This window comes from Vibrio sp. Y29_XK_CS5, from assembly GCF_024181835.1.
Lineage (GTDB): Bacteria > Pseudomonadota > Gammaproteobacteria > Enterobacterales > Vibrionaceae > Vibrio > Vibrio harveyi.
The window spans coordinates 1,222,363-1,247,118 of sequence record NZ_JAMZAM010000001.1; the positions used below are offsets into that span (position 1 = coordinate 1,222,363).

The following is a 24,756-nucleotide window of genomic DNA, read 5'->3' on the forward strand; positions in this document are numbered from 1 at the left end:
GACCCTAGTCGATACTCAGGTCTTAATTTTGAGCACTTAACGCTCAGTTATCGATGCCACAAAGCTTAAGTAGAATCGCTTCGAGCTGGTCCCATGGCATTAGTTGTGAGTCGATCACCTCAAGACGAGATTCGAAACCTTCTAGGCTCATTTGGTTTACCGACACCACGCCATTTGCCACGTTAAACGCGAAACAACCTTGGTCTGTGTTAACAACCGCTTTAACACGTTCTGCTGTCAGATCCGATAACATGGAGAACAATTGATCAAAATTAAAGTGGTATTCGGCACCAAACAACCAGCCACAGCTGTAATAGCCCTGTCCTTTGTTTTCTTTACGGATGAACGCTTCGCCAGGAGGCAACTGAAATTGTGGCTCTTGATGCGCGTGATCATGATGATGAGCTTCGATATGAGAAGAAGCACTACCGTACACGCGTTCAATATCCAACACTTCAATAGGAAGATCACCATCATGAATCAGTTTGCTGAACACTTTTGAAGGCGATTGGTCCGTCACCCAGTCGTTGAAAACATCAATGTCATGGCTGGTACACAGATCAACTTTGCTGCCAATAACCACATCCGCGCTATCTAGCTGATCGACGAAGTTCTTATTTGATAGGTACTTCTCAACGCTGAGGTTACGAGGGTCCACCAGCGCGATGGTTGCTTTTAAATCAACATACGGCAGGTACTGATCAGAAGTCAGCGTTGCAATGACTTGCTTTGGATGCCCCAAGCCCGTTGGTTCAATAAGAAGACGATCAGGTTTTTGGCGTAACAATGCCGTAATACCAACAGACATCGGCACACCAGCCGTACAACACATACAGCCACCAGGAACTTCTTTGATCATTGCGCCCTGGTCAGTCATCATCGCGCCATCGATACCAATCTCGCCGAACTCATTCACTAACACTGCCCAGTTTTCGTTTTCTGGTTTGTTTTTCAATAAGTTCAGAATAGTCGTGGTTTTACCGACGCCAAGAAATCCCGTCAGTATGTTGGTAGGTACTCGATTTGACATGCTTTTCTCCGACAAGCTTGTGCTTTAATGCTTAGCCAAAGTATACGGAGAATGTGACATGCTTCAACGCTTTTTATCTCGGGAGTTTAAGCCCTGATGAAGCGCTTTTGCTTTAGTTTGCTGTGATCGTTCGTAATAACCAAACGCATCTGCATTGCCTACGCCAGATAGATGCATACTGGTATGAATGACACAAGTAAAGAACGCCACAATGGCAACGAGTATAGGAAGCAGTCCGAGAGTGTTTTCGAATTTTAGGGCCGCAATAGCCAAAGCGAAAACAACCGCAGAGGAAAGCGCAATGATCTTACTTCTATTGCTTTTCATGATAGTTCGCCTTTTTTATTGAAACGAGAGAGCAAAATGAATGAGTTAAACTCTTTCATCTGTCACCTCAATGCTACTCCTTTCATAGCCCACAAAATTTGAGCAACTTAACAGATACAAGAACACCGAGTGATGCGCCTAATGGCAGAGGCTCGATGATATCTCATCAGCAAATCTGCCCTGCGGTCACGGCGATATCTGATTCATTATCTATGGCTACTTGAGCCAATCGCGCCAACCCTTCAACAATGACGTCCAGTGACATCGTAGGCTGGTTGCCCGAGCTATCTTGTTCTGGCAAAAGTGGGATATGCACAAAACCATGACGTACCGATTTATCGCGTAAATAATGTTGAACACCATAAAAGAGATGATTACATACGAAGGTCCCTGCCGTGTTTGAGACTTGGCATGGAATGTTTTCTTGTTGCAGTGCTCTTGTTATCGCCTTAATCGGTAACGTCGTAAAATAAGCATCCGGACCATCAGGGATCACTGGTTCATCTATCGGTTGATGACCACCATTATCCGGAATACGAAAGTCATCCACATTAATTGCAACGCGCTCAGGAGTAATCGCAGTACGTCCTGCCGCTTGACCAACTGTGATAACAATATCGGGCTGATGCAGTTCTAGTGATTCTATCACTGCTTCAATGGATTCATATCGAGTAACAGGCACTTGGCACATTACCACTTCACCCCCATCGAGTTTTCTACCGTTTAAGCGCTTTACGGCCTCTAAGGCAGGGTTGATAGATTCCCCACCAAAGGGTTCAAAACCAGTAATCAAAACTTTCTTCATAGTGGCGGGTCTCATAGTAGTGGTCTTAACGAATCGTTGATGATGAATTTACAACAGCTTAGCTTTAGAACGTGAAGCATTATTACATCGCTTTTCCCACCCACCAAAGATTACGCTGCGCTTCGGATTGAAAATCTGAGATCCACCCTGATTTCACCATTGCTTGCTTGAATTCAAACCACTCGCATGTCCCTACTCCTCGTCCCTTGAGCCATTTGGTTAGTACAAATCCTTTCTTGGTTTCTGTCCGTAACTTAGGTAGAGTACGCGACCATTGAGTATCTACAATTCGAAGAGATTGAATACGATGAACATTGATAATCAAGTTATCGAAACACTAGAAGAGCTTGAAGCCTTCTTACACCTTATTGAAAGTGGCGCACTGGGTCTTGAGGGCGTAACCGGTGTGGCACTTGCGACAACGAACACAGATGGTCGTCCATTTGTGGCAGTATTGGGTGACAAACACCAATTGATCCTTGGTCGTTGGGTTTCTCAGCACGTTTACGATAACGGTAAAGACATCGTTCGTAACGGTCCACAGCGCAAACACTAATCGAATGTTTTTACCTCTAATCTTAGAGGGTTCTAAAACAGTAAAGCTCGCTTAAACAGCGAGCTTTTTTATGTCTACTGTCAGAGGTTTAAGGTAATTCCTACAAGTCCTGTTTGGTTTCTAAGCTATTGTTCAAAAATAAAAAATAAGCTTGCCACCAACGACTTAACTCGTGACATTTCGCTGACAAAACTGCGAAAGAAACCCCTAGAATTTATCTCGGAAGCGATTCTAATGTTCGTTTCCGGACACCATCGCAGAGCAGTGTTCCTAGTTGCTCTGTTTGCCTCGTTTAGTCCGCTTGACAGCCTTGGACTAAGCGGGGCTTTTTTCTGGCATCAACGAAAAGATAACGGCTAATTAGCGAACCCAAGTGAGCTCGATTGTTTCTCTTCGTGAGAACATCTCGATATGAGAAGCCACAACAGCCTTCACTTTTACCAACAATTCTTCAGATTCCGCTTCACAGATAACCAAGAGGCACTCCCCTTCCAACCTAAATTCCGTGCTTCCGACAGGAAACGTCACTAAGCCCTTTTCGTCATTCCAAGTCGCAGGTACCTTGCGAGCAAAATGGCGACATAAGGTGACGAGGTATTTACTCGCATGCTCGCTTTCGATTTTCGTCGTTTCTTTGATCATTGGTTTACACTTCCCTTCATAAACAAATCTCTCTCGCTAGGCTGTACCTTTCGAGCTCTCCAGAATAAAACATGGCTCTCTGATGAGAGCCAAATAGCTAAGGTTGTTATACCCAAGTGACTTCAAGATGCAGGATTCAGAGCGCTGTCATTGATTCGAGAGTAAGGAAAACAACGCAGTGTAATAGCTAGCTCTTTCCAAGTTGTTTGACGCAGCAATCGGGTCAATGACACGCTCCCAAAGGGCGAGCTGCCTTGGCTTGTATACTTTGTTGCCGATTCTTGATTTAGAATGACTAGATCTTTAAATCGCCGCCGCGTCTACAAACCAAGTCATTCTCGCTGAACCTAGCATCTCGAGGTTACTTGGGTATATTAGAATTGATAAGCCGCCGATAACTTATAGTTACGTCCTGGCTCGTAATCATCCAAAGTAATACCTCGGGCCGTCCCCGAACGAGATGCATGAGACGTATATAGCTCGTCAAAGACGTTATCGATACCAAATGTTACCGATAGACCATCGATGTCAGAAGGCACCCATTGTGCGTACAAGTTATGTACATCGTAACTGTCTTTCTTAGGTTGACCATCAAACACATTATCTTCTTCAAGAACAAACATTGAGTTCCAACCGAAGATGGTTTCTAGCGAATCAGATTGGTAATCCAACGTCAGCGAGATGCTGTCACCCATATCAATACTGCGACCATTGCCGCCCGCGACAGGACCACCAGTATCTTTGTTCTCTGTATCTGATTTAGAGTATGACAGTTTGCTACCGAAGCTTTCATAACCATAGAAGGCACTTGCTTCGAAGCCCTTGATTTCCACATCACCCAAATTGTAAATAAGATAAGTTTTCGTAGTACGTTGGTACTCTTCAGCAATGTAGTTATCAATATCAGTTTGGAAGAAGGTTAAATTTGCACCAAATGAATGCGCATCCATGGTTTTGTCAAAGCGCACGCCACCTTGTGTGTTTTGCCCCGTTTCTGGTTTCAAACCATCTTGTAGGTAAGCCACATCTTGGTAAGCGATAAAGGTTTCCATTAATTCTGGACCTTTAAAGAGTGAACGAGAGCTTGCAAATAGCGTCCAGTCTTGTGTTATTGCCCACTCTGCTGCCAGTGCCCATGTCACTTCATCGTAATCGTTATTACCTGTTTCTGCTTTGCGCTGGTAATCGTCAAAACGCAGACCCGCTGTGATGGAGAGAGCATCAGAAATGAAGAATTGGTCTTCAACGAATAACGCTGTAGAGACCGCGGATTCATCCATGAACTTACTGCTGCCGTAGTAACTCTCCGAAGTCTTATCCATGTAATCAAGACCGTACGTCGCACGATGATCAAAATCACCCAATGTCAGCAGTGATTGGAATTTTGCACTCAAACCAAAGTTCTGGTTTTTCGCCGTGTTTTTCGACAAACGATTTGCAGGCCAACGCGGTGCCATTACGGATTCATCACGAACAATTTCAGTCTCGGTGTTGTAAAGTGTTACGTCACCTTGGTGTTGATCGCCGCGCAATTCATAACTAAGAGTGACCGTGTCACGATCATAATCAGTCGGAATCAATAAGTTGTTGGATAGGCCATTGTTCGCGCCACCAGACATATCAGGTCGTGGGTTATAATCACCACTGTCACGGTACATGTCGTAAGAGATTTCAATGCGATGGATATCACCAAATTCGTACCCTAATTTCCCTAGGATATTGTAAACGTCACCTTCCGAGCCAAAGGTTTTCTTACCATCACCATCTTTAAAGTCATCACGCGTCACATAGTGACCGTAGACCATAACGTCCACGCTTTCAGACAACAGCCCATAAAGCGTTAAAGAGCCCTGTTGGTTATCATTAGACGCATAACCACCGTAAACACGCGCACCAAAGTTTTCATCGTAACGCAGCAGATCACGTGCATCTTTGGTTTCAAAGTACACCGCCCCACCAAGACCACTTTGAGTTACCGAGTTATTACCCACTTGGATATCCGCTGACTTCAAAATGTCCGGGTTAAGCGTAAGATTACCAATATGGTGGAACATGTTGGCGTGCTGAGAGGCTCCGTCCAAACGGATATCAAGGTCGGTTTCACCAAGACCGCGAATCGTAATGCGTTGGTTGACAGAGTGCGTACCACCCACATCAACGCCCGGAATATCACGAAGTAAATCCGACATGTGATCGGCTTGCTTGAGCGACATATCGTCAGCAAACATTGATTCGGTGTTGCTGGATACTTTCGTCCCCCACACAACTACCTCTTCGAAGTGAGAGTCTTGATCTTGAGCTAAAGCTGGATGGGCAAGCGCCATCCCCACTGCTAGGCATAGGCTTGAGAGCTTAATTGGTGAGCGAACAGGGCTTTCCATAAACGTCTTCCTAAATATAAATGATAATAATTCTCACGCATGATAGGATCTCAATTCATAAATACAAAGACGAATCACTTATGCAAAATCGCATAGGTGTTATGAGGAAACGTCAAATGGCGGCAGAGACCAAAAAAAGAACTAAAATTGCCAAAGTAGCTCTCACCAAAAAGCTTGAGCAGACGGAAAAACAAATAATTGTTACGCAAGGTCAAAGCAGCCAAACTCAGCTTGCTGAAGGGAAATTTCTCTCCTACCAATACAACGACCAGATCTTTGTCCATGGCGGACGATGCATCGAATTAGTCGATTCCAATATAGTCTCTACTGCCCATTCAGCCCTACTGATTACTATCCTTCTTGAGGGAAAGCTATCTTTTGGCTATGACGATCTTCAATTCGACTTTGACGCTAACAAAGCACCACAAGGTGTGGTTGTTAACCTAGCAAAACCCGCTAACTTCCGCCGCTCACTGATTCAAAATAACAGAATGAATAAGATCAACATTCTTATTAAACCACCTTGGTTAGAATCGAGAATGGCGGGAAATTGTGGACACAAGCGCTTCATTGAAACTCACCAAGCTTTTTACACACTGGAGCTTAATGAGACGTTAATTGAGCTTGCACGCTCTCTCACTCAACGTGAATCTCCGACAAATATGAAAGATCGTATAGAGGTCGAAAGCTTGATTTACCAAGTGCTTTCCCACTCAATCGGGCAAATGCCTGACGATTACTGCGCGGTATGTGAAAAACAGCATCGCTCCGCTGACACTCGCGTAGAAAATGTAGTCAGTTACATAGAAACACATCTCGATGAAGATTTAACCTTAGAGCGTCTAGCAGAAGAGTTTGCAATGAGCGTTTCAAACCTCCAACGACGTTTCAAACAAGCTTTTAACATGACCATTAATGGTTACATCCGCCATCGCCGCTTAGAGATCGCTCGCCAGCATTTAGAACGCGGATTAGTGACTATCACAGAAGCGGCATACGAAGCGGGCTATCATCATCCATCAAACTTTACCAACGCCTTCAAGAAAGTATTTGGAGTTCCCCCACATGAAGTCGTCAACAGCCATTGAGTATACCCAAGTAACCTCGAGATGCTAGGTTCAGCGAGAATGACTTGGTTTGTAGACGCTGCGGCGATTTAAAGGTTTAGTGGGTCTAAATCAAGAATCGGCAACAAAGTATACAAGCCAAGGCAGCTCGCCCTTTGGGAGCGTGTCATTGACCCGATTGCTGCGTCAAACAACTTGGAAAGAGCTGGCTATTACACTGCGTTGTTTTCCTTACTCTCGAATCAATGACAACGCTCTGAATCCTGCATCTTGAAGTCACTTGGGTATATATCCATATAAATTTGCTCTCAAAGCTATTTGGGAAGACAAACACTTGGCGTTATACTCGCGAGAAAGGTTATCTGAAATACAGAGGTCATCATGAATATTGGTGCAGTTGCGAAACTAACGGGGTTGTCTTCTAAATCGATTCGTATGTATGAAGACAAAGGCATCATTTCATCACCAGCTCGTAGCGATTCAGGTTATCGCGAATATTCTGACAAACACATCCAAGAGCTCAACCTTGTTTCCCGGGCAAAAAATGCGGGATTCTCACTGCAAGAATGCAAAGAATTTGTGCAACTGGCGCATAATCCAAATCGCAAAAGTAGCGAAGTGAAAGCGCGTACGATGGATAAACTTCATGAAGTGGAGCAAAAAATCGCTCACTTGTTGGAAATTAAAAAGCAATTAGAAGGTTGGGTTTCATCTTGTCCGGGCGATGCCGAGAGCCGATGTCCAATCATTGATGAGCTCACCAAGTAAGCTCATCAACATTTCTATTTCGGTTTACAGGGCTATTGCTCTAGTAAGGTACTGTTTTAACGTAATTCTGTTTTAGTAAATATCGCTTTAATGGTAAGTACACATACGCTTGCCATTAAGCTCAATGATATTAAAAGGTGTCTCGTAGATGTCTTCTAGCGTGGACGCCTGAATTACCTCATCTACCTTGCCACTGGCAACCACTTTACCCTTCTTCAGAGCAAGGATCTCATCGGAATAACAAGCTGCAAAATTAATATCGTGGATCACCACCACCATAGCTTTATTCATATCATGCGCAAGACGTTGAACGACTCTCATGATTTGAAGCGAATGCTTGATATCAAGGTTATTCAATGGTTCATCGAGGAAAACATAATCCGTATCTTGGGCTATCACCATCGCAATAAATGCCAACTGTCGTTGACCACCACTCAATTCATCTAAGAACTTATCTTGAATTTCTTTCAGATCTAAGTAGTCGATGGCTTGGTCGATAATCGCATGGTCATCTTTGGACAAGTTGCCTTTTGAATAAGGGAATCGCCCAAACGATACCAATTCTTTTACGGTAAAACGCATCGTAATCGTGTTAGCTTGACGTAATACCGCCAACTTTTTCGCAAGTTCTTTGGTGTCCCAATCTGCAATCTCTTTGCAGTCGATCATGACACTACCACCATCTCGCTCAGTCAATCGTGACGCCATGGACAGCAAGGTACTCTTTCCTGCTCCGTTTGGGCCAATAATCGATGTCACCTTCCCTTTCTCAAATTGGGTATCCGCGCCATCAACCACTTTGTTGGAACCAAATGCTTTGGTTAATTTATCTATAACTATCATGTTTATACGACTTTGTTTTTCAGCAGTAGATACAAGAAGTAGATACCACCAATAAAGTTAATCACTACGCTCAGCGTCGTTTCAAATGAAAAGACGTTTTCTATAATCCATTGCCCCGACAATAAGGCACAAATTGCCATCAAAGAGCAACCTATTAACAAGGTACGATGCTGGTAAGAGCGGAACATTTCACGGCTCAAGTTTGTCACCAATAAACCAAAGAACATGATTGGTCCGACTAAAGCCGTCGAAATGGCAATGAGAACCGCAGAGAGAATAAAGACATTGCGCGTCACTTTAGGGACATCAACCCCAAGACTCTTAGCATTGTCTTGGTCTAGCCAAAAAACATCTAAAGTACGATGCATGCGATACAACAACCAGCAAGCGATGAGCAATATTGGTGAACTGAGATACACCAAGTTCACCTTCACATTATTGAAACTCGCGTACAGTTTAGATTGCACAAACGCAAAAGTATTTGGGTCCATAAGAAGAGAAAAGAACACCGCAATGTTGTTAAACAACTGCCCAAAGATCAGCCCAACCAATAGCAAAGTGATGAGGTTGCGCCCGCCTTTTGAAAAATAAAACCCAAACAGCAATAGCGAAAATCCCACCATGACCAGCACAGCAATCGAGAAGTTGATGTAGACATTCAGAACGAGAGCGCTTAAACCACCAAACAACAAAACAATCAGTACTTGCGTTAACACATACAACGCATCAAACCCCATGATGCTTGGAGTAAGAATCCGGTTGTGGGTAATGGTTTGGAACACCAACGAAGATTGAGCAATCGCAATACCCGCCAATACCATAGCCAACACTTTAGGCACACGTCGCGACAAAAAGTACTGGTAGTTATCTGCTGTTAAGCCAATACCAATAAACAAAAAAGCAAAAAGCAGCGCGACGGCTGCCAATAAGAACAGTTTCTTGGAATCACGCACTTTGCTTACCTCGCAACAACATCGCGATAAACACCACTCCGCCCAAGATGCTGATCACGATTGAAATCGGCATTTCATGAGGGAAGATGATCAATCGGCTAACCAAGTCACACGCCAAAACGAGTATTGCCCCGTACATGGCAGTAAGCGGGATATTGCGTTTGAGATTATCACCGTAGAAGTAACTGACTAAGTTTGGCACGATAAGCCCCAAAAAAGGCAGTTGACCTACGATCATCACCACACTGGCTGACATTACCGACACCAAAAGTACGCCTAACGTCACCACTTGCTGATAGTTCAGCCCAAGGTTTACTGCAAAGTCTTTACCAATGCCAACCGCAGAAATGCGTGCGGCAAATAGGTAACTTAAAAGAGCGACGGGAACAGCAATATAAAGCAGCTCAAAATCACCACGCAAAATGTTTGCAAAGTTTGCTACGCTCCATGCTGACAGGCTTTGTAGTGCATCGTATTTGTAGGCAATTAAAGTAGTAACAGCGTCAACAACGTTACCAAAGATGATGCCCACGAGCGGCACAAACACGACGCTTTTGAATTGAATACGTTGAATGAACTGGACGAACATCAAGGTACCCAGGATAGAGACAGCGAAGACAAGCCAAAGCTGTTCGCCATTACCAAAAAACACCACACTCATTACGTAACCAAGCATGGCACACTCAATCGTGCCTGTTGTTGAAGGCGCGGCGAATCGGTTTTGGCTAATTTGCTGCATCACTAATCCAGCGATGCTTAGCCCTGCTCCCGCAAGAAGGATGGCAAATAAACGTGGAACCCGGCTAGTAAAGAAAAGCTCTAGTGCTTTTGCATCGCCCGAAAACAACTGTTGGGGTGTCATATTTGCCACCCCAACAAACAACGATGCAACGCTTAGAACAACAAGAACAAGCAATAACTTTTTCAAAGTTAACCTCAGCTAGCTTCGCTTACAGATCGATCGTGTGTTTAATTTCACTCACCATCTTTTCCGTTGCGGTCACGCCGGACATTGCTAAATACCATGCGTCAACATCTAGAAAAGTAATTTTCTTGTTCTTGTAAGCCGAAGTCGCTTTAACCAAATCGTTATCCAGCGCTTTAGCGAGGTCATGATCAGACTTTGCGTGAAGTGAATTTCTATCAATAACTAGAATATTTTTCGGATTAGCTTCGCGAATAAACTCATAAGAGATTACGTCACCGTGCGTGCCTGTTTTGAGGCTCTTCACTGTTTCTGTAAAGCCAAAATCTGTGTAAATCGCCCCAAAACGAGATTTCGCACCAAATGCACTGATGTTGTCACCAATACTTAGAATCGTAAGCGCATCGTTATTATGAGCTTGGTTATAATCACGAATTGCTTTGAATTGAGCGTCTAACTTTGTAATTTTTTGCTCGACCTTATCCTCGATATTGAAGATTTTGCCAATATTTCGCCATTGTGCTTTGGTCCCTTGCCAGTAATCTTCATTCTCGCCTGAAGCAAATACTACCGTTGGGGCAATTTCACTTAACTCATCGTATTTTGACGAACCGCGAGGACCAACCAAAATCAAATCTGGTTTTTGCATGTAGATGGTTTCGAAGTCTGGTTCGAACAGACTACCTGCCGATTTGTAATGAGCTTTACTGTACTTAGATAAGTACTTTGGAAGATGGGAGGCGTTCGATACTGCTACAGGGTCAATACCAAAACTGTCGAGTGTATCGAGTGGACCAAAGCCAATCACAACCACACGTTTTGGCGATTGTTCGACTTCTGTCGTTCCCATGTAGTGATCGATTTTGACGGTTGCAGCAAAAGCAGGTGAGATTGTTAGCAGCGAAACAAGAGCCGCACTGACGAGTTTTTCCATTATTCTAAGCCTTAAATGAGATCCATTATCATGCGCATTCGCAATATATCGTTACTCAATCAGGCATTCAACCGATTCTTTAATAACTTTATACCCAAGTAACCTCGAGATGCTAGGTTCAGCGAGAATGACTTGGTTTGTAGACGCGGCGGCGATTTAAAGGTTTAGTGGGTCTAAATCAACGAATTACACCTCACCAATATCGAATTTGAGACGGTAAGCGCAAAGTTATCAAATTAATATTTATCACTTTAATGAATGTTTATACTTCTTTTAAATGACTCACTAAAAAGGACTAGATAATGAAGAAGTTAGCATTGGTTTTATTTGTAGCAGCACAGCTAATGGCATGTACGGAAGTTGGCAGTGAAGCGTGGTGTAACGATATGAAAGAGAAACCAAAAGGCGATTGGACTGCTAACGAAGCTTCCGATTTTGCTAAGCACTGTGTTTTCTAATTCAGAAATAAGCGCTTATCGCTCTTAGTAAAAAGTGATCATGATGACCCACAACATTGTATTTCGGAATTCTAACGTTGTGGGTTATTCGTAAGCATCAAGAAATGTTTTTAGTGCCGCTTCATCAACAATCTCAAGCCCCTGCTCGCCTTTTCTGATCAAACCTTTGTCCATCAGATCTTTTACCGCTCGACGATAAACGCGTCCTGACGTGCCAAATCTTTCCGCTTCTTGGTTTACTTTGTCAAACCCACCCAACAAGGTGTTGGTCTGCTTTTGTACTAGCAAATCATAAGCAATGTTGTAAGTAATTGGGTGCAACAAGCGATTGGTATAGATATCCATTGAATCTTGATAATCCTCCGCCAAAGCAGAAGCAAAGAAAAACATCATGTCAGGTTGCTGATGCAATGCCTCAGTCAGTTTTTGGATGCAGATAATATCCACTTGCATATGTTCATCGGCGACGACGTTCCACTGACAAGGCGTTTGCGTGAAGTACTCCATTTCACCATAGATATGATAATCGCAATTGGCTTCACCCAATTGAAAACGACGACCGTTGACAGCAATAATACTCATTGAAACTCGACCGACTGGCACAACATACAGATATTGAAGCTGCTCACCTTGGCGAAGGATCTCTTCACCAGAGTCAAAGTATCGACTGCCGATTTGGCATTGATAGATTAAGTCACGAAACTCGGCACTTTTCTGTTCTAGAAAGCTTTTGAAACGTCCGGTTGAGTAAGGGCTGATTTTCACGTGAGTTTCTCTTTAATGACAACAATCTCAAATAGATTGTACTCGCTAGAATCGTTTGATGACAGCCAATAAAAAAGCGACACCAAAGTGCCGCTTTAAAAATTAACTAAGCTGTGATCCAGTTAACTCTGCGCAATTAAGGCTTCAAGAGCAGCGTAAGACGCTAAACGCTCCCCTTCCATCATCACTTGCGCTTCGTCTACGTACTGTCCTACGCCTTCTTTCACATCCTGCTGATACAAAACCACATTGTTCAGAATGGAGGCAACATTCAGTCCACGCAAACGACCGACAGTAAACAGAGCCGAGGTCTCCATATCCGCGCCTAGGATGCCTTTCTTGTTCCAGTATTCGCAAATCGCTTCTTCGTCGTCGGTATAGAAGCTGTCATGGGAGCGAACCACACCTAAATGATAGTGCGCCTCTTTTTCGGCTAAATAGTTGTCCAGCGCTTTCAGTAACGAAAAGCTTGCGTAAGCCGGATACGAAGATCGAACGTACGCTTTCGAACCACCTTCGTCTCTTACGGCGCCTTCAGCCACTATCAACTCACCGAGTTGAATGCCTGATTGCATCGCACCAGCCGATCCCACACGAATCACGTCTGTCACACCACACTGTTTTAGCTCTTCCACCGCAATGATCATCGAAGGAGCGCCTATGCCTGTACTGCATACTGAGATTTGCTTACCTTGGTATGTGCCAGTGAACACTCTATATTCACGGTTTTCAGAGACCAACTCTGCGTTATCAAACAACGCGGCAATACGGTTTGCTCGATCTGGCTCACCACAGACGATCACTCGCGATGCTATCTGGGTGTTGTCTACGCCAATATGAGGTTGTTTCATCATTGGCTTAACCTTGCGCTGTCGCTTGAGTTAGGGTCTTATCACCATTGCGTTTCGCACTACGTGCCCATTCTCTTGTGCCGTTTGCGGCGATGAACATTAGAATCGCGTATTGAACCGACATTGCGTACACGCCTTGTGTTGCGTAAATACCAACGCTGATGATGTTGATTACGACCCAAAGAATCCAGTTCTCAACGTACTTACGTGTCATTAAGATTTGCGCCACGATAGACAGAACGGTCATAGTTGCATCCCAGAATGGGAAAGCATCTGGCTCCAACACAGGTTCAGACAAACCTGCACCGAACACATTTAACGTATCAACGGCAATGTTAGCCAACGCAAAAAAGAATGGGTCGATATAGATGGTTAACAGCGCAATCGCAACAATGCTTACTGAACCTGTCGCGATGAGCTTCTGCTTGCTTAACCAGCGCACCTCTAGTGTCTCACCTTGTGCATTTGGTCTTGTCCACGCATACCAACCATAAATGTTGGCGCAGAAGAAGAACAATTGAAGCAGAAGCAATCCGTAAAGCTGAATCTGGAAAAAGATAACGGCGAAAAGTGTTACGTTCAGCAAACCGAACAAGTAGTTAATGGTTTTTTCTTGGCTCGCAAACCAAATACAAAGCAGACCGAAAACCGTACCAAAAGCTTCGATCCAACTCATCGCATAGCCACCACCAATAGGAATATTAACAAGGGTGTTATTGATGTCTAACAGGGCAAATAGGTCCATGAAGATGTCCTTTATTATTGTGCTTGGGATGTGCTCATCTTATTGCCTCGCAGCAAACAAAAAGGAGGACATTTGTCCTCCCTTCGATGTACCCGATCATAAATCAGATCAATACTTGCTTTAAAGTGCCTGAAGCACACTTATTCCTTCGCCACTATTTAGGATTCATGTCCCAAGTAACGCTTCTTGAAAGATGATGCCGCAGCAAATAGTGCTGTAGCTATGAACGTAAATGCGATACCCAATAAGTAAATGAATTCTTCATTGGCAAGCAACTCATAAACACTCAAAGAAAACACGAATAAGACTAAGAGAATATTGATACGGTGAAACCACGGTCTCTTAACTGAATGCAGTGCGTATCTCTTGACGAACATAAAAATTTTCCATTTGCTACAATAATTTATAAATCTATTTATAGACCCTTTTAATAATAAGCTTTTTGGAATATTTCTACACGAAATCTTTTACTTTACGCGCAAAAAATCACATTTTGTTGGGCTTATTGTTCAAAAGGCGTGGGGTTGCTTCCTAAATCCTAATAAAAAGCACCTTCAATAAAAGTATAGGTTTATAACTTATTGAGAATGAATAAATTTTGAGCTAAGAGAGACGCTTCACACTTTTACGTTCAATCAGTGTCGGCTCTAATTGCACAACCTGAGCTTCGTCAGACTTATCATCCAATTTACGCAACAATGTCTCTACAGCAGCTTGTCCAAGACGGTACTTAGGCTGATGAATAGTGGTGAGGGATGGCGACATAAACTTAGCGATGTGGATATCGTCATAACCAATGATAGAAAGCTGCTCAGGTACTTGAATACCCAACTCATTTGCCGCGTTAATTGCGCCCATGGCCATCATGTCGTTGGAAACAAAAATAGAACTTGGTAACGGACCACGTTCCGCCATTTTTTTGAAGGCTTGATAACCACCTTCGCATTCAAAGTCCGATTCAACAATCCAGTTGGCGTTGAACTCAAGCTCTGCTTCGATCATCGCGCGTTTGTAGCCTTCGTAACGCATTTGCGCTTGATGCTTAATTAATGGTCCAGTGATACAACCAATCTCTTTGTGACCACAATCGATAAGGTATTTGGCTGCCAAGTAACCACCACGAAGTGAGTTATCTTGGATCTTATCGCTTGTGAACAGCATTGGTCCCCAATCCATCACTACAACTGGAATATCAGGGTAACGTTCGAATACATCAATGCGCTCCCCTTCTAACGATGAACACATTAGAATCAGACCATCAACTCGCTTTTGTAGCAACGTATTGATGGAATCACGCATGCGTTCGTTATCGCCTTCAGTGTTACACAGGATCAGGCTATAGCCTTTATGGTAGCAACTGCGCTCAACACCTTTTACGACTTCACCGAAAAATGGGTTGGTTGAGGTAGTCACCAGCATACCAATGGTTTTGGTGCGATTGACTTTGAGGCTACGCGCCAAAGCTGAAGGCGCGTAGTAATTGAGCTCTTTGGCAGCGTTGTTGACTCGTTCCGAAATCTCTTCGCTGACAAAGCGAGTTTTGTTAATAACATGGCTCACAGTTGAGGTGGAAACCCCTGCCAGTTTTGCGATGTCTTTCATCGTTGCCATGTTATTACTCCTTAATTAGTTTTTAACCAGAAACTCCTCAACCTCTTTTCGGGTTGGAATGGAGGTTTGCGCGCCAAAGCGAGTTACTGAGATCGCTGCTGCTGCGTGGGCAAACTTAATCGCTGATTCTAAAGGTAAGTCTTCCAATAAACCAGTGACTAATGCCCCATTAAACGTATCGCCCGCCGCTGTGGTATCTGTTGCTTCTACGCGGAAACCAGGAATGATTTCACCGCGACCGTTTTGACTCAACCACACCCCTTTCGCACCGAGCGTGACCATGACGATTTCAATGCCTTTCGAATGCAGGATGTTTGCCGCTTCTTGTGCGCTGTCATCGTCCGTTACCGTCACACCTGTTAGTACTTCCGCTTCCGTTTCATTTGGTGTGATGACATCAATGCAAGACAGTAACTCATCAGACAATTCACGCGCTGGCGCTGGGTTCAGAATGACGTTGGTTTTGGCATCTTTCGCGATTCGCGCAGCTTTCTCGATGCCGCACATTGGCGTTTCTAGTTGCATCAACAAGTAATCAGCCTGACGAATGCGCTCTAGATCTGGCTCAATCGCCTCTGCAGTCAGCTTGGCGTTGGCTTCTGCGGAGATACAAATGCTGTTCTCGCCGCTGTCCGCCACTTGAATCATGGCAATGCCCGTTGGGCAGTTCGGCTGCATTTTCACGCCAGCAATATCGATGCCATCCATTTTGAAGTTCTCACGAATGTTGATGCCGAATGAATCATCACCCACACACGCAATAAAACCGATATCTGCGTTTAATCGAGCTGCCGCAACAGCTTGGTTGGCACCCTTGCCACCTGGGATAACTTGATAGTTGCGACCATGCAGCGTCTCGCCTGGACGAGGGAAAGAAGGCACTTGAAGAACATGGTCAGCGTTTACACTACCTAACACCACTAACTTATTCATACGGTTATCCTCGGTTCTGAATGAACCCTTTATATTTGAACAGGAGTAATAGGTTTACGCTCTTTGAAAAAACGTAAGCGTATTACGATTCAAATAGATTCAGTTTTCTAACGTACCATTTTGTTGTTTGGAATGACCCAATACATTCATTGGGTCATTCCATTATCTTCAACAAAGAAGAATCACTGAGTTGGGAGTTAAACTTACTTAGTCACGACTTTAAGCGGAACAGGAATGTACTCCTCAACCTTCTCACCTTTCAATACTTTGTCGGCCGTTTCTACACCCAAAGCACCAATAAGATCTGGCTGCTGCGCGATAGTTGCTGCTAGCTTGCCACGGTTAACTGCTGCAATGCCGTCGTCAGTGCCGTCGAAGCCAACGATGAGTACATCTTTACCAGACGCTTGAACTGCGCGAAGCGCACCCAGTGCCATCTCATCGTTCTGAGCAAATACTGCTTGAACGTCAGGGTTCGCTGCAAGCAAGTTTTCCATTACGTTCAGACCTTTAGTACGGTCAAAATCAGCAGGTTGGCTTGCTAGTAGCTCCATGTTGCTGCCCTTCACTGCTGTCATGAAGCCTTCACCACGCTCACGCGCCGCAGACGTACCGGCAATACCTTCTAGCTGGATAACTTTCGCTTTCTCACCTACTTTTTCCATGATGTAGTGACCAGCCATTTCGCCACCAACTACGTTGTCAGAAGCGATGTGGCTCACTACGTCACCACGGCTTGCACCACGGTCTAGTGTCAACACAGGGATCTTAGAACGGTTCGCCATACGAATTGCGTTTGACACAGCGTCTGAATCTGTTGGGTTAATCAGAATCGCTTTTACGCCACGAATCGTTAGGTCTTCGATGTTTGACAGTTCTTTACTCGGGTCATTTTGCGAGTCCAGTACAATCAAGTCGTATCCCAGTTCTTTCGCTTTCGCTTCTGCACCGTCTTTCATCGTTACGAAGAACGGGTTATTCAATGTAGAAACTACAATCGCCATTGTATCTTGAGCGTGCGCCGCTACCGATACGGTTGAAGAAAGAAGTGCAGCAGAGATAAGAGTTGCGAGTTTTTTCATCGTTCTAGTCCTTTGTGTAGGGTGAGCCAGCACACGTCCTCTGGCTCGGTTTGTATTCAGGATGTAATGGAGCTCTTTATTTTAAATATCAATTACTTGTTTTTGTTGTCTACCAGTACTGCTAGCAAGATAACCACTGCTTTCGCAATCATTTGGTAGTAAGAAGAAACATCGAGTAGGTTCAGCGCGTTGTTTAGGAAGCCGATGATTAGAGCACCAATCAATGTTCCCATTATGCGACCTTTACCACCCATCAAGCTGGTACCGCCAAGAACAACCGCTGCGATAGCGTCTAGCTCGTAGCCCATACCCGCTGTTGGTTGTGCCGAAGACAGACGAGACGTCACGATAATGCCAGCAAGCGCTGCCAACATACCGCAGATGGCGTATACACCAATTTTTACACGGTCAACGTTGATACCAGAAAGGCGCGTTGCTGATTCGTTGCCGCCAAGTGCGTACACATAGCGACCAAAACGAGTGTGGTTCAGTAGGTACCAAGCTGCCGCAAAGACAATCACCATCAACCAAACTGGAACCGGGATACCAAGTGCGTAACCTGTGCCAAACCATGCAAATGCATCTGCTGTGTCAGTAAAGCCCGTAGAGATAGGACGACCGTCGGTGTAAACCATGGTTACGCCGCGTAGTAACGTCATGGTAACCAGTGTTGCGATAAAGGCTTGAACCTTACCTTTGGCAATGATGATACCGCTGATCGCCCCCAAAGCTGCACCAGCGAACAATGCAGTCGGAACTGCGATAAGCACAGGCACTTCTAATGCAATCATGCTCGCGGCAAACGCACCACATAGTGCGAGTACAGAACCTACGCTTAGGTCGATGCCTGCGGTCAGGATAACCAACGTCATACCTACCGCGATGATTGCGTTAACTGAGGTTTGACGAAGGATATTAAGAATATTGTCTACCGTAAAAAAGTTCGGGTTCAAAAATGACACGACAACAATCAAAAATAACAGTGCAATCAGTGACTTTTGTTCAATCAGCCACTCTTTAGTGAACAGCTTCTTGCTGCCCGTTTCGTTTGGTTTGCTCATGGTATTAGTACTCATGCTGCTTCCTCATTGATCTTCTTGCCTACGGCACAAGCGAGTAGTGTTTCTTGGTCGGCGTCTTTCGCATCAAATTCGCCCGTGATTCGACCTTCGTGCATCACCATGATGCGGTCACTCATGCCTAGCACTTCAGGCATCTCAGAAGAAACCAAGATGATGCTCATGCCATCGGCTTTAAATTTGTTGATTAGCTGGTAGATTTCTTTCTTCGCACCCACGTCGACGCCGCGAGTTGGCTCATCCAGAATCAGAACTTTGGGTTTGGTCATCAGCCCTTTTGCGATTGCCACTTTCTGCTGGTTACCACCAGACAGGTTGCCAATGATTTGGTCTCGGGTTGGCGTTTTGATGTTGAACAGTTTGATGAAGTCTTCTACCGCCACGACTTCTTCGCCATGTTGGATTTGGAAGCCTTTGGTAAGTTTATCCAATGCACACAGAGACATGTTCTCCTTCACGGATAAGCCAAGCACCAAGCCATCGCCTTTACGGTCTTCAGAGATGTAAGCAATACCATTCGCCAAGCCATCTTGTGGGCTAACCGGGTTAATGGTCTTATTGTCTAAGTTGATGACGCCACGCTCACTTGGTAGCGCGCCGTAAATCACCTTCATCAACTCTGTACGCCCCGCGCCCATCAAGCCTGAAACACCAAGGATTTCACCACGTTGAAGCGTGAAGCTAATGTCATGAACACCCGAGCCCGTCAAACCAATCACTTCAAGACAAACATCACCATGCGTCACATCGATACGCGGGTATTGCTCTTCCAACTTACGACCAACCATCATTTCGATGAGTCCATCTTCGTTGGTGTCTTTAACTTGGCATTCGCCAATGAACTTGCCGTCACGTAACACAGTAATGTCATCACAGATTTCGAAGATTTCTTTCAGACGGTGTGAGATGTAAACGATGCCGCAACCTTGGTCGCGAAGTTCGTTAATCACTTTAAACAGCGATTCCGTCTCTTTGTCGGTCAACGCATCCGTTGGTTCATCCATGATGATGACTTTGGATTCGAAAGACAGCGCTTTGGCAATCTCCACCATTTGCTGCTCACCAAGACTTAAATCACCAAGCAATGTTTTTGAAGAGTGCTTTACGTTAAGGCGTTGAAGCAACTTATCTGCTTCTTCGTACATTCTGCTCCACTGAATACGTCCCATCGTGCCGGTAAATTCACGACCTAAATAGATGTTTTCAGCAATCGTCAGCTCAGGGATCAAGTTCAATTCTTGGTGAATGATACTGATGCCCGCTTCTTGAGAATCACGCGGACCTTTAAACGCCGCTGGCTGACCTTGATATTTGATGCTTCCTGCATCCATGTGGTAGATGCCTGTAAGCACTTTCATCAAGGTCGACTTACCTGCCCCGTTCTCGCCCATCAGCGCCATCACTCGACCCGGGTATACATTAAGGCTGGCTTTATCCAACGCCTTAACACCCGGGAAGGCTTTCTCAATGTCGCTTAGTTGTAGAATGGCTTGAGTCATAATTTGTCCTCAATTAGTTGTGGCTTAAAACACCACGCCAGCTTGGAAAATCACGTTCGCATACGGTGTGCACTCGCCTGTTCTAACAACAGCGCGACTCTGTTCTGTACGAACTTTAAAATCTTCATGCGATACATAGTTAATCGCGATTTGCTTACCTGTTTGCTCACTCTCTTTGGTTAGTTCAGAGATCAGCGCATCGTGGTGAACTGGGCTAACTGTTGCGAATTCTTCAGCAATGATGACCCCTTCAATTTGGGACTCAGACAGAATCACGCGAACGGTATCAAGGAAACCAGGTACGCCATGAGTCAACGCTAAATCAATACGTTGTACATGATCAGGAATTGGCAAGCCCGCGTCACAAATGGTGATTTCGTCGGTATGACCCAGCGTCGCCACCAAGTAAGAAATTTCTGAGTTAATTAGGGTACTTTTTTTCATCTCATCGACCTTTCGGTTACACGTTCATACAACTGTGAGTGTCTCTCTTGGACTAATTTCTATATTGACAAAACACTCATCGAAACGTTTCGATGCAATAATAGAACGCCAAGGAGAATTGACCAGTCGCAGATCGATAAGGTGTGAGAATGATCCGTAATTGAGTGCTAACTGATTAAGAAAAAGATATTGAGGTCACACTTCGCCATCGAAACGTTTCGATGATATCTATTGAACGGGAGAGAGACTTCCATTCAATCGGTATTAATCTGAATTCATAAGTCGGACGAATGAGTTGAAGACCTTTTCGCTGGAATAAATCTGTTCAATTTATGAGACGGTGACACCTGTGAACATGAAAAAACCTCACACAGCATCACAAATATCGGAAACCTGACTGACTTTCGAAAAACACACACTTACAATTTCCTCGAATACAAGGAAAGTATCATCATCCGTTCGATACCTCAGGTAGGCACCAATAGGTAATACTCTCAGGTTAGAAGCGTTTGTAGGGACACAAACGGAAAGTAAGAAATACATGAAATTAAGCAACAGAGTCGTTTTGCTTGTCGCCCCTGTCATTCTAATTAGCGCACTGGTGTCGAGTTACATCATCTATAGCATTCAAAAAGTCACGCTAATCAAAAGGGAAGACAGCTATATCCAGCTGCAAATGGAAAAGCTCGCTGGACAGTTTCGCCAAGCCAACATTTTTCTCAACAGTTATGCCTATACCTTGGGTAAAAGCGAGGTACTGCAAGATTATTTTGTAAATCATGATAACCGCTATCGTGAGAGGCAACTGTTCAAACGTTTAGATGAAACCATAGAGGTGCTCAGCCACGGGTACCGAGGGGATGCCAACATGGCGATCCTCGATGGTAGACAAGACCTTCTCTACTACACCGAAAATCAATATTACGAATCAAATGGTCGAGTGGACCCTAAGATCCTTGAGTATGTCGACAAAAGCTATAAAGCCAATGGGGATGTCAGCCATACCGGTTTTATTTACAACAGCAGCGGGCAAAGCATTCTATTGCAATATGAGTTGTTTGATAAACGTACCGGAGAACCCCCGTTAAGCTTTGACCCACAAAACGTTTTCTTTGTTATCGTGTCTGTGTCACTCGAAGCGTTCAATGACATCAAACATGAGATCGAATTTGATACGCACAGCGTGATTACCTTTTCTGACAAGCCGATTATCTTAGATATTCCCCTCGCCCAGACGATTGAACTTCTACCCCATTTCTATGCCATTTTATCGCCAGCAGAATATCTGATGTGGAATAAGGTCGATAAGGTCTGGCTAGAACTGGCATTGTCGTTTGGCATTGCCTCGTTTTGTACCATCACATTAATTGTCTTGGTGCTGTATCGTTACGTACTTAGCCCGGTATCCCACTTAGACAAACAGCTTAGAGAAATTGAGTCCAACAAGCGTGCTAACATTGAAAAACTAGACACTGATGACGAGATTGGACGCCTTTCTTCTCGCTTCTTTGATATGTATGAAGAGCTGAACAACGTCTACCACAAGACCAAGCGTTTGGCAGAAACCGACCACTTAACTCAACTTGCTAATCGTCATCGCTTCCATGAACTTGCAAGCCGTGAACTGGCGGATCCTTCAGATCAGCTTTGGGTAATTTATATTGACCTAGATAACTTCAAATACGTCAACGACAAATACGGTCACGAACTGGGCGATAAGTTGCTGCAAGTCTTCTCCAGACACATCAAAAATGCGTGTCAGAAGTTCACTCAACAATACAATAGCCCATCTTTCGGTGCGCGTTTGTCCGGTGATGAGTTCGCAATCTTACTCAGTTCTAATCAAGAGAATAGCGACATACCCGATCTGTTTGCCGCGGAGTTGCTAAAGCCAATTAACAACTTAACTCAGTCAGCGAAAAACTCATTTCCAGTAACAGCCAGCGTGGGTATCGCTCAATACCCAACAGACGGTGGTGATATCGCCAAGCTCTTATCGAGTGCAGACGCAGCAATGTACCAAGCTAAGCGTGCTGGTAAAAACCAATACGCTTACTATTCTGCAGCACTCAATATCGAGGCTCAACGTCGTAGCCAAATTGAACGCGCATTGCGCAAAGCTAACGTTGAAGAAGAGTTTCATCTTGTTTTCCAACCATACATGAACAGTAATGCCAACGAGATAGAAGGCTTGGAAGTCCTATTACGTTGGGAAGCTGAAGGGATCGGTTCAGTACCACCAAAAGAGTTCATTCCTATTGCTGAACAAACCGGTTTGTTCGAAAAGATTGACCGCTGGGTATTCGCGAATGCCATGGCGGAATACCACCAGCTCAAAAATATCTTTGGGAAAGACATTATTTTGTCCATCAACTTATCGTCTGCAGAACTGAACTCACTGTCTATGGCGGAATTCATCCATGATAAAGCATCACAAAATGGTGTTCCTGCGCATTGTATTGAGCTAGAAATTACCGAAACTTTTGCGTCTGATAAACAAGGTACAGCCCTACTCGATGAGCTATCGAAACTAGGTTATAAACTGGCAATAGACGACTTTGGTTCTGGTTATACTTCTTTGACGCAATTAGTGCAGTACCCGGTACAGAAAATCAAATTTGACCGAGAGTTTTTGTTAACCCTGATGAACACCGATAATGGGCATGTCATCAAACCAATTATAGAACTGTGTCATGCACAGAATAAGACCGTTACGGCTGAGGGCATTGAGCATAACGTGATGCACGAGTGGCTTTCTTCTTACCGCTGCGACTTTATGCAGGGCTATTTGTTTGGTAAGCCAATGAACAAAGAGCAACTCGATCATTGGTGGAAATCTGCAAACGATCAGCCGTTCAAGAGCACGCACATCGCTTAGTGGGTGAAGCGAATCTTCAAGAAAAAAGCAGCATTCTAAGTGCTGCTTTTTCGTCTTATTACGGCTTGCAAAAGTTTGCCGAACCTATTTTCAATTACATGCGTTTCAGCATATTCAGAGTAATGTTTGCAGAATTGTCTGCAGTTGCCTTCTTCAAGTCTGAGTAAACAACATCTGCTGAGCCATCCGCTTTATCAGAGATCGTGCGAATCACTACGTAAGGTACATTGAAAGCGTCTGCGACTTGACCTAGCGCTGCGCCTTCCATTTCTACCGCCATCGCGTTGTATTCTTGGTAAATGCCGGTTACCTTCACTTTGCTCGCAATGAACTGGTCACCTGATGCGATAATGCCTCGATAAACACTCTCTTTCCCAAGAGTGTCAACGGCAGCATCGAATGCATACTTTTGCAGTGTTTTATCGGCGTAGAAGTAACGCTCTTCATAATCAGGCAGCAAGCCTTTCGGCATGTTAAATGCGGTTAGGTCCACATCGTGTTGCACCAAACGCGTAGAGACGACCACGTCTAGCGGATCCAATTTCGGATCACTTGCGCCCGCAATACCTGTGAAAATAAGTTGGTCAACACCGAAAGATTCAATCAGAAGGGTTGTCGTCATCGCTGCATTGACTTTACCAACACCCGATTGAGTCACAACGACCGTTTTTCCCTCTAACTCACCCATATAAAAGCGATGGCTACCGATTTTCTTTACTTGTTGATTTTGGATTTTTGGTAATAGCGCTTCAACTTCAACATCCATCGCACCAACGATACCGATGGTAGAACCTGCAACGGAAGGAAGTGAGTACGCAGCAAGCATGAGAGCAAGAGATTTCTTCAACATGGGAGTCCTGAAATGTAATACGTGTCACCAAAGTGTGACGCGACGCAGATTATACAACACATCCCAAACCGAGCAATCGTTTGCATTGATCAATGCATACTGATTGGCTAAGAAATTCTCAATTAATGAGAAAGACTTAGCCATTTTTGGTTTTCATTGAAGAAGCGACACGCTCTTTTGCGCTAACGGTTGGCATAAAATAGTCACACGCTGGACGTTTTGCATCAGTGGGATGCCCCCATGCACCGCAAATATCTGCGCTACCTTTTTGACGAGTAAACTGGCGGCATTGCCCGCATCGATAGTTCATCACTCTTCCTTGAGTTCGTT

Annotated in this window: 26 protein-coding genes; 5 read left to right on the forward strand and 21 right to left on the reverse strand. The window is 44.4% G+C overall.

The features are described 5' to 3' along the window. Positions 1 to 43 precede the first annotated feature (43 nt). From NL647_RS05445 to pcp, 3 genes are all read right to left on the reverse strand, one after another. A complete protein-coding gene (locus tag NL647_RS05445) occupies positions 44 to 1,030 on the reverse strand; it encodes a GTP-binding protein (protein ID WP_253649790.1) in 987 nt (328 codons plus the stop codon). Positions 1,031 to 1,093: 63 nt separating this feature from the next. Next, positions 1,094 to 1,357 (reverse strand): hypothetical protein, encoded by a 264-nt coding sequence (locus NL647_RS05450; RefSeq protein ID WP_005452225.1) that lies wholly within the window; start codon positions 1,355 to 1,357, stop codon positions 1,094 to 1,096. A gap of 166 nt (positions 1,358 to 1,523) precedes the next feature. Next, the gene (pcp, locus tag NL647_RS05455) at positions 1,524 to 2,162 is read right to left on the reverse strand and encodes a pyroglutamyl-peptidase I (RefSeq protein ID WP_253649791.1); all 639 of its coding nucleotides are present in this window, start codon (positions 2,160 to 2,162) and stop codon (positions 1,524 to 1,526) included. A 307-nt stretch (positions 2,163 to 2,469) separates the two neighbouring features. On the opposite strand from pcp, the gene NL647_RS05460 reads away from it, so the two are divergent. Then, positions 2,470 to 2,718 (forward strand): hypothetical protein, encoded by a 249-nt coding sequence (locus tag NL647_RS05460; protein WP_005452227.1) that lies wholly within the window; start codon positions 2,470 to 2,472, stop codon positions 2,716 to 2,718. Between the two features lie 360 nt (positions 2,719 to 3,078). Here the strand turns inward: NL647_RS05460 and NL647_RS05465 are convergent, their stop codons facing one another. Then, complete coding sequence (locus NL647_RS05465) at positions 3,079 to 3,360, reverse strand: DUF2218 domain-containing protein (RefSeq protein ID WP_017818692.1); 282 nt, start codon at positions 3,358 to 3,360, stop codon at positions 3,079 to 3,081. A 374-nt stretch (positions 3,361 to 3,734) separates the two neighbouring features. Continuing rightward, positions 3,735 to 5,741, reverse strand: coding sequence for a TonB-dependent siderophore receptor (locus NL647_RS05470; RefSeq protein WP_253649792.1), 2,007 nt, complete (start codon positions 5,739 to 5,741; stop codon positions 3,735 to 3,737). A 116-nt stretch (positions 5,742 to 5,857) separates the two neighbouring features. On the opposite strand from NL647_RS05470, the gene NL647_RS05475 reads away from it, so the two are divergent. Together NL647_RS05475 and cueR are read left to right on the forward strand one after the other, a co-directional pair. Then, positions 5,858 to 6,829 (forward strand): helix-turn-helix domain-containing protein, encoded by a 972-nt coding sequence (locus NL647_RS05475; RefSeq protein WP_049537694.1) that lies wholly within the window; start codon positions 5,858 to 5,860, stop codon positions 6,827 to 6,829. A gap of 360 nt (positions 6,830 to 7,189) precedes the next feature. Continuing rightward, positions 7,190 to 7,576 carry a Cu(I)-responsive transcriptional regulator gene (gene cueR, locus NL647_RS05480; protein WP_005437780.1) on the forward strand — a complete coding sequence of 129 codons (387 nt, stop codon included), beginning with the start codon at positions 7,190 to 7,192 and terminating at the stop codon, positions 7,574 to 7,576. 87 nt (positions 7,577 to 7,663) lie between these two features. Here the strand turns inward: cueR and vctC are convergent, their stop codons facing one another. The 4 genes from vctC to NL647_RS05500 are packed head-to-tail and all read right to left on the reverse strand — an operon-like array spanning position 7,664 to position 11,231. Beyond that, on the reverse strand, positions 7,664 to 8,419 hold the full coding sequence (gene vctC / locus NL647_RS05485) for an iron chelate ABC transporter ATP-binding protein VctC (protein WP_009696072.1): 756 nt from the start codon (positions 8,417 to 8,419) through the stop codon (positions 7,664 to 7,666). Between the two features lie 2 nt (positions 8,420 to 8,421). Next, positions 8,422 to 9,372 (reverse strand): iron chelate uptake ABC transporter permease subunit VctG, encoded by a 951-nt coding sequence (gene vctG, locus NL647_RS05490; protein WP_009696071.1) that lies wholly within the window; start codon positions 9,370 to 9,372, stop codon positions 8,422 to 8,424. Beyond that, entirely contained in the window at positions 9,365 to 10,300 is a 936-nt protein-coding gene (vctD, locus tag NL647_RS05495) for an iron chelate uptake ABC transporter permease subunit VctD (protein ID WP_253649793.1), read from the reverse strand. Before vctD ends, vctG begins: the two co-directional genes overlap by 8 nt. A gap of 22 nt (positions 10,301 to 10,322) precedes the next feature. After that, on the reverse strand, positions 10,323 to 11,231 hold the full coding sequence (locus NL647_RS05500; protein WP_253649794.1) for a siderophore ABC transporter substrate-binding protein: 909 nt from the start codon (positions 11,229 to 11,231) through the stop codon (positions 10,323 to 10,325). 302 nt (positions 11,232 to 11,533) lie between these two features. On the opposite strand from NL647_RS05500, the gene NL647_RS05505 reads away from it, so the two are divergent. Then, positions 11,534 to 11,689 (forward strand): DUF3012 domain-containing protein, encoded by a 156-nt coding sequence (locus tag NL647_RS05505; RefSeq protein ID WP_005452237.1) that lies wholly within the window; start codon positions 11,534 to 11,536, stop codon positions 11,687 to 11,689. 84 nt (positions 11,690 to 11,773) lie between these two features. On the opposite strand, the gene NL647_RS05510 is transcribed toward NL647_RS05505, so the two are convergent. The 10 genes from NL647_RS05510 to rbsD all read right to left on the reverse strand — a co-directional run bounded on the left by NL647_RS05510 (position 11,774) and on the right by rbsD (position 20,698). Continuing rightward, complete coding sequence (locus NL647_RS05510; protein WP_005452238.1) at positions 11,774 to 12,454, reverse strand: Crp/Fnr family transcriptional regulator; 681 nt, start codon at positions 12,452 to 12,454, stop codon at positions 11,774 to 11,776. Positions 12,455 to 12,576: 122 nt separating this feature from the next. Beyond that, a complete protein-coding gene (locus tag NL647_RS05515; protein WP_005452240.1) occupies positions 12,577 to 13,308 on the reverse strand; it encodes a nucleoside phosphorylase in 732 nt (243 codons plus the stop codon). A 4-nt stretch (positions 13,309 to 13,312) separates the two neighbouring features. After that, positions 13,313 to 14,050, reverse strand: a complete 738-nt coding sequence (gene pnuC, locus NL647_RS05520) for a nicotinamide riboside transporter PnuC (RefSeq protein WP_005452241.1) — start codon at positions 14,048 to 14,050, stop codon at positions 13,313 to 13,315. Between the two features lie 158 nt (positions 14,051 to 14,208). Continuing rightward, positions 14,209 to 14,427, reverse strand: a complete 219-nt coding sequence (locus NL647_RS05525) for a hypothetical protein (RefSeq protein ID WP_005452242.1) — start codon at positions 14,425 to 14,427, stop codon at positions 14,209 to 14,211. A 226-nt stretch (positions 14,428 to 14,653) separates the two neighbouring features. After that, positions 14,654 to 15,661, reverse strand: coding sequence for a substrate-binding domain-containing protein (locus tag NL647_RS05530; protein WP_005452243.1), 1,008 nt, complete (start codon positions 15,659 to 15,661; stop codon positions 14,654 to 14,656). A gap of 15 nt (positions 15,662 to 15,676) precedes the next feature. Beyond that, positions 15,677 to 16,594, reverse strand: coding sequence for a ribokinase (gene rbsK / locus NL647_RS05535; protein ID WP_253649795.1), 918 nt, complete (start codon positions 16,592 to 16,594; stop codon positions 15,677 to 15,679). 203 nt (positions 16,595 to 16,797) lie between these two features. Further along, on the reverse strand, positions 16,798 to 17,676 hold the full coding sequence (gene rbsB, locus NL647_RS05540) for a ribose ABC transporter substrate-binding protein RbsB (RefSeq protein ID WP_005452246.1): 879 nt from the start codon (positions 17,674 to 17,676) through the stop codon (positions 16,798 to 16,800). A 92-nt stretch (positions 17,677 to 17,768) separates the two neighbouring features. Further along, positions 17,769 to 18,752: a ribose ABC transporter permease gene (rbsC, locus tag NL647_RS05545; protein WP_005452248.1), complete on the reverse strand. Its 984-nt coding sequence runs from the start codon at positions 18,750 to 18,752 to the stop codon at positions 17,769 to 17,771. Further along, positions 18,749 to 20,254, reverse strand: a complete 1,506-nt coding sequence (gene rbsA, locus NL647_RS05550) for a ribose ABC transporter ATP-binding protein RbsA (RefSeq protein WP_005452250.1) — start codon at positions 20,252 to 20,254, stop codon at positions 18,749 to 18,751. Before rbsA ends, rbsC begins: the two co-directional genes overlap by 4 nt. Before the next feature lie 24 nt (positions 20,255 to 20,278). Further along, positions 20,279 to 20,698 carry a D-ribose pyranase gene (rbsD, locus tag NL647_RS05555; protein WP_009696124.1) on the reverse strand — a complete coding sequence of 140 codons (420 nt, stop codon included), beginning with the start codon at positions 20,696 to 20,698 and terminating at the stop codon, positions 20,279 to 20,281. Between the two features lie 541 nt (positions 20,699 to 21,239). On the opposite strand from rbsD, the gene NL647_RS05560 reads away from it, so the two are divergent. Beyond that, positions 21,240 to 23,576, forward strand: coding sequence for a bifunctional diguanylate cyclase/phosphodiesterase (locus tag NL647_RS05560; protein WP_053050914.1), 2,337 nt, complete (start codon positions 21,240 to 21,242; stop codon positions 23,574 to 23,576). Positions 23,577 to 23,670: 94 nt separating this feature from the next. Here the strand turns inward: NL647_RS05560 and NL647_RS05565 are convergent, their stop codons facing one another. Together NL647_RS05565 and NL647_RS05570 are read right to left on the reverse strand one after the other, a co-directional pair. Beyond that, a complete protein-coding gene (locus NL647_RS05565; protein ID WP_005452257.1) occupies positions 23,671 to 24,426 on the reverse strand; it encodes a 5'-methylthioadenosine/adenosylhomocysteine nucleosidase in 756 nt (251 codons plus the stop codon). Positions 24,427 to 24,562: 136 nt separating this feature from the next. Continuing rightward, a complete protein-coding gene (locus tag NL647_RS05570) occupies positions 24,563 to 24,736 on the reverse strand; it encodes a hypothetical protein (RefSeq protein ID WP_009696122.1) in 174 nt (57 codons plus the stop codon). Positions 24,737 to 24,756: the final 20 nt, after the last annotated feature.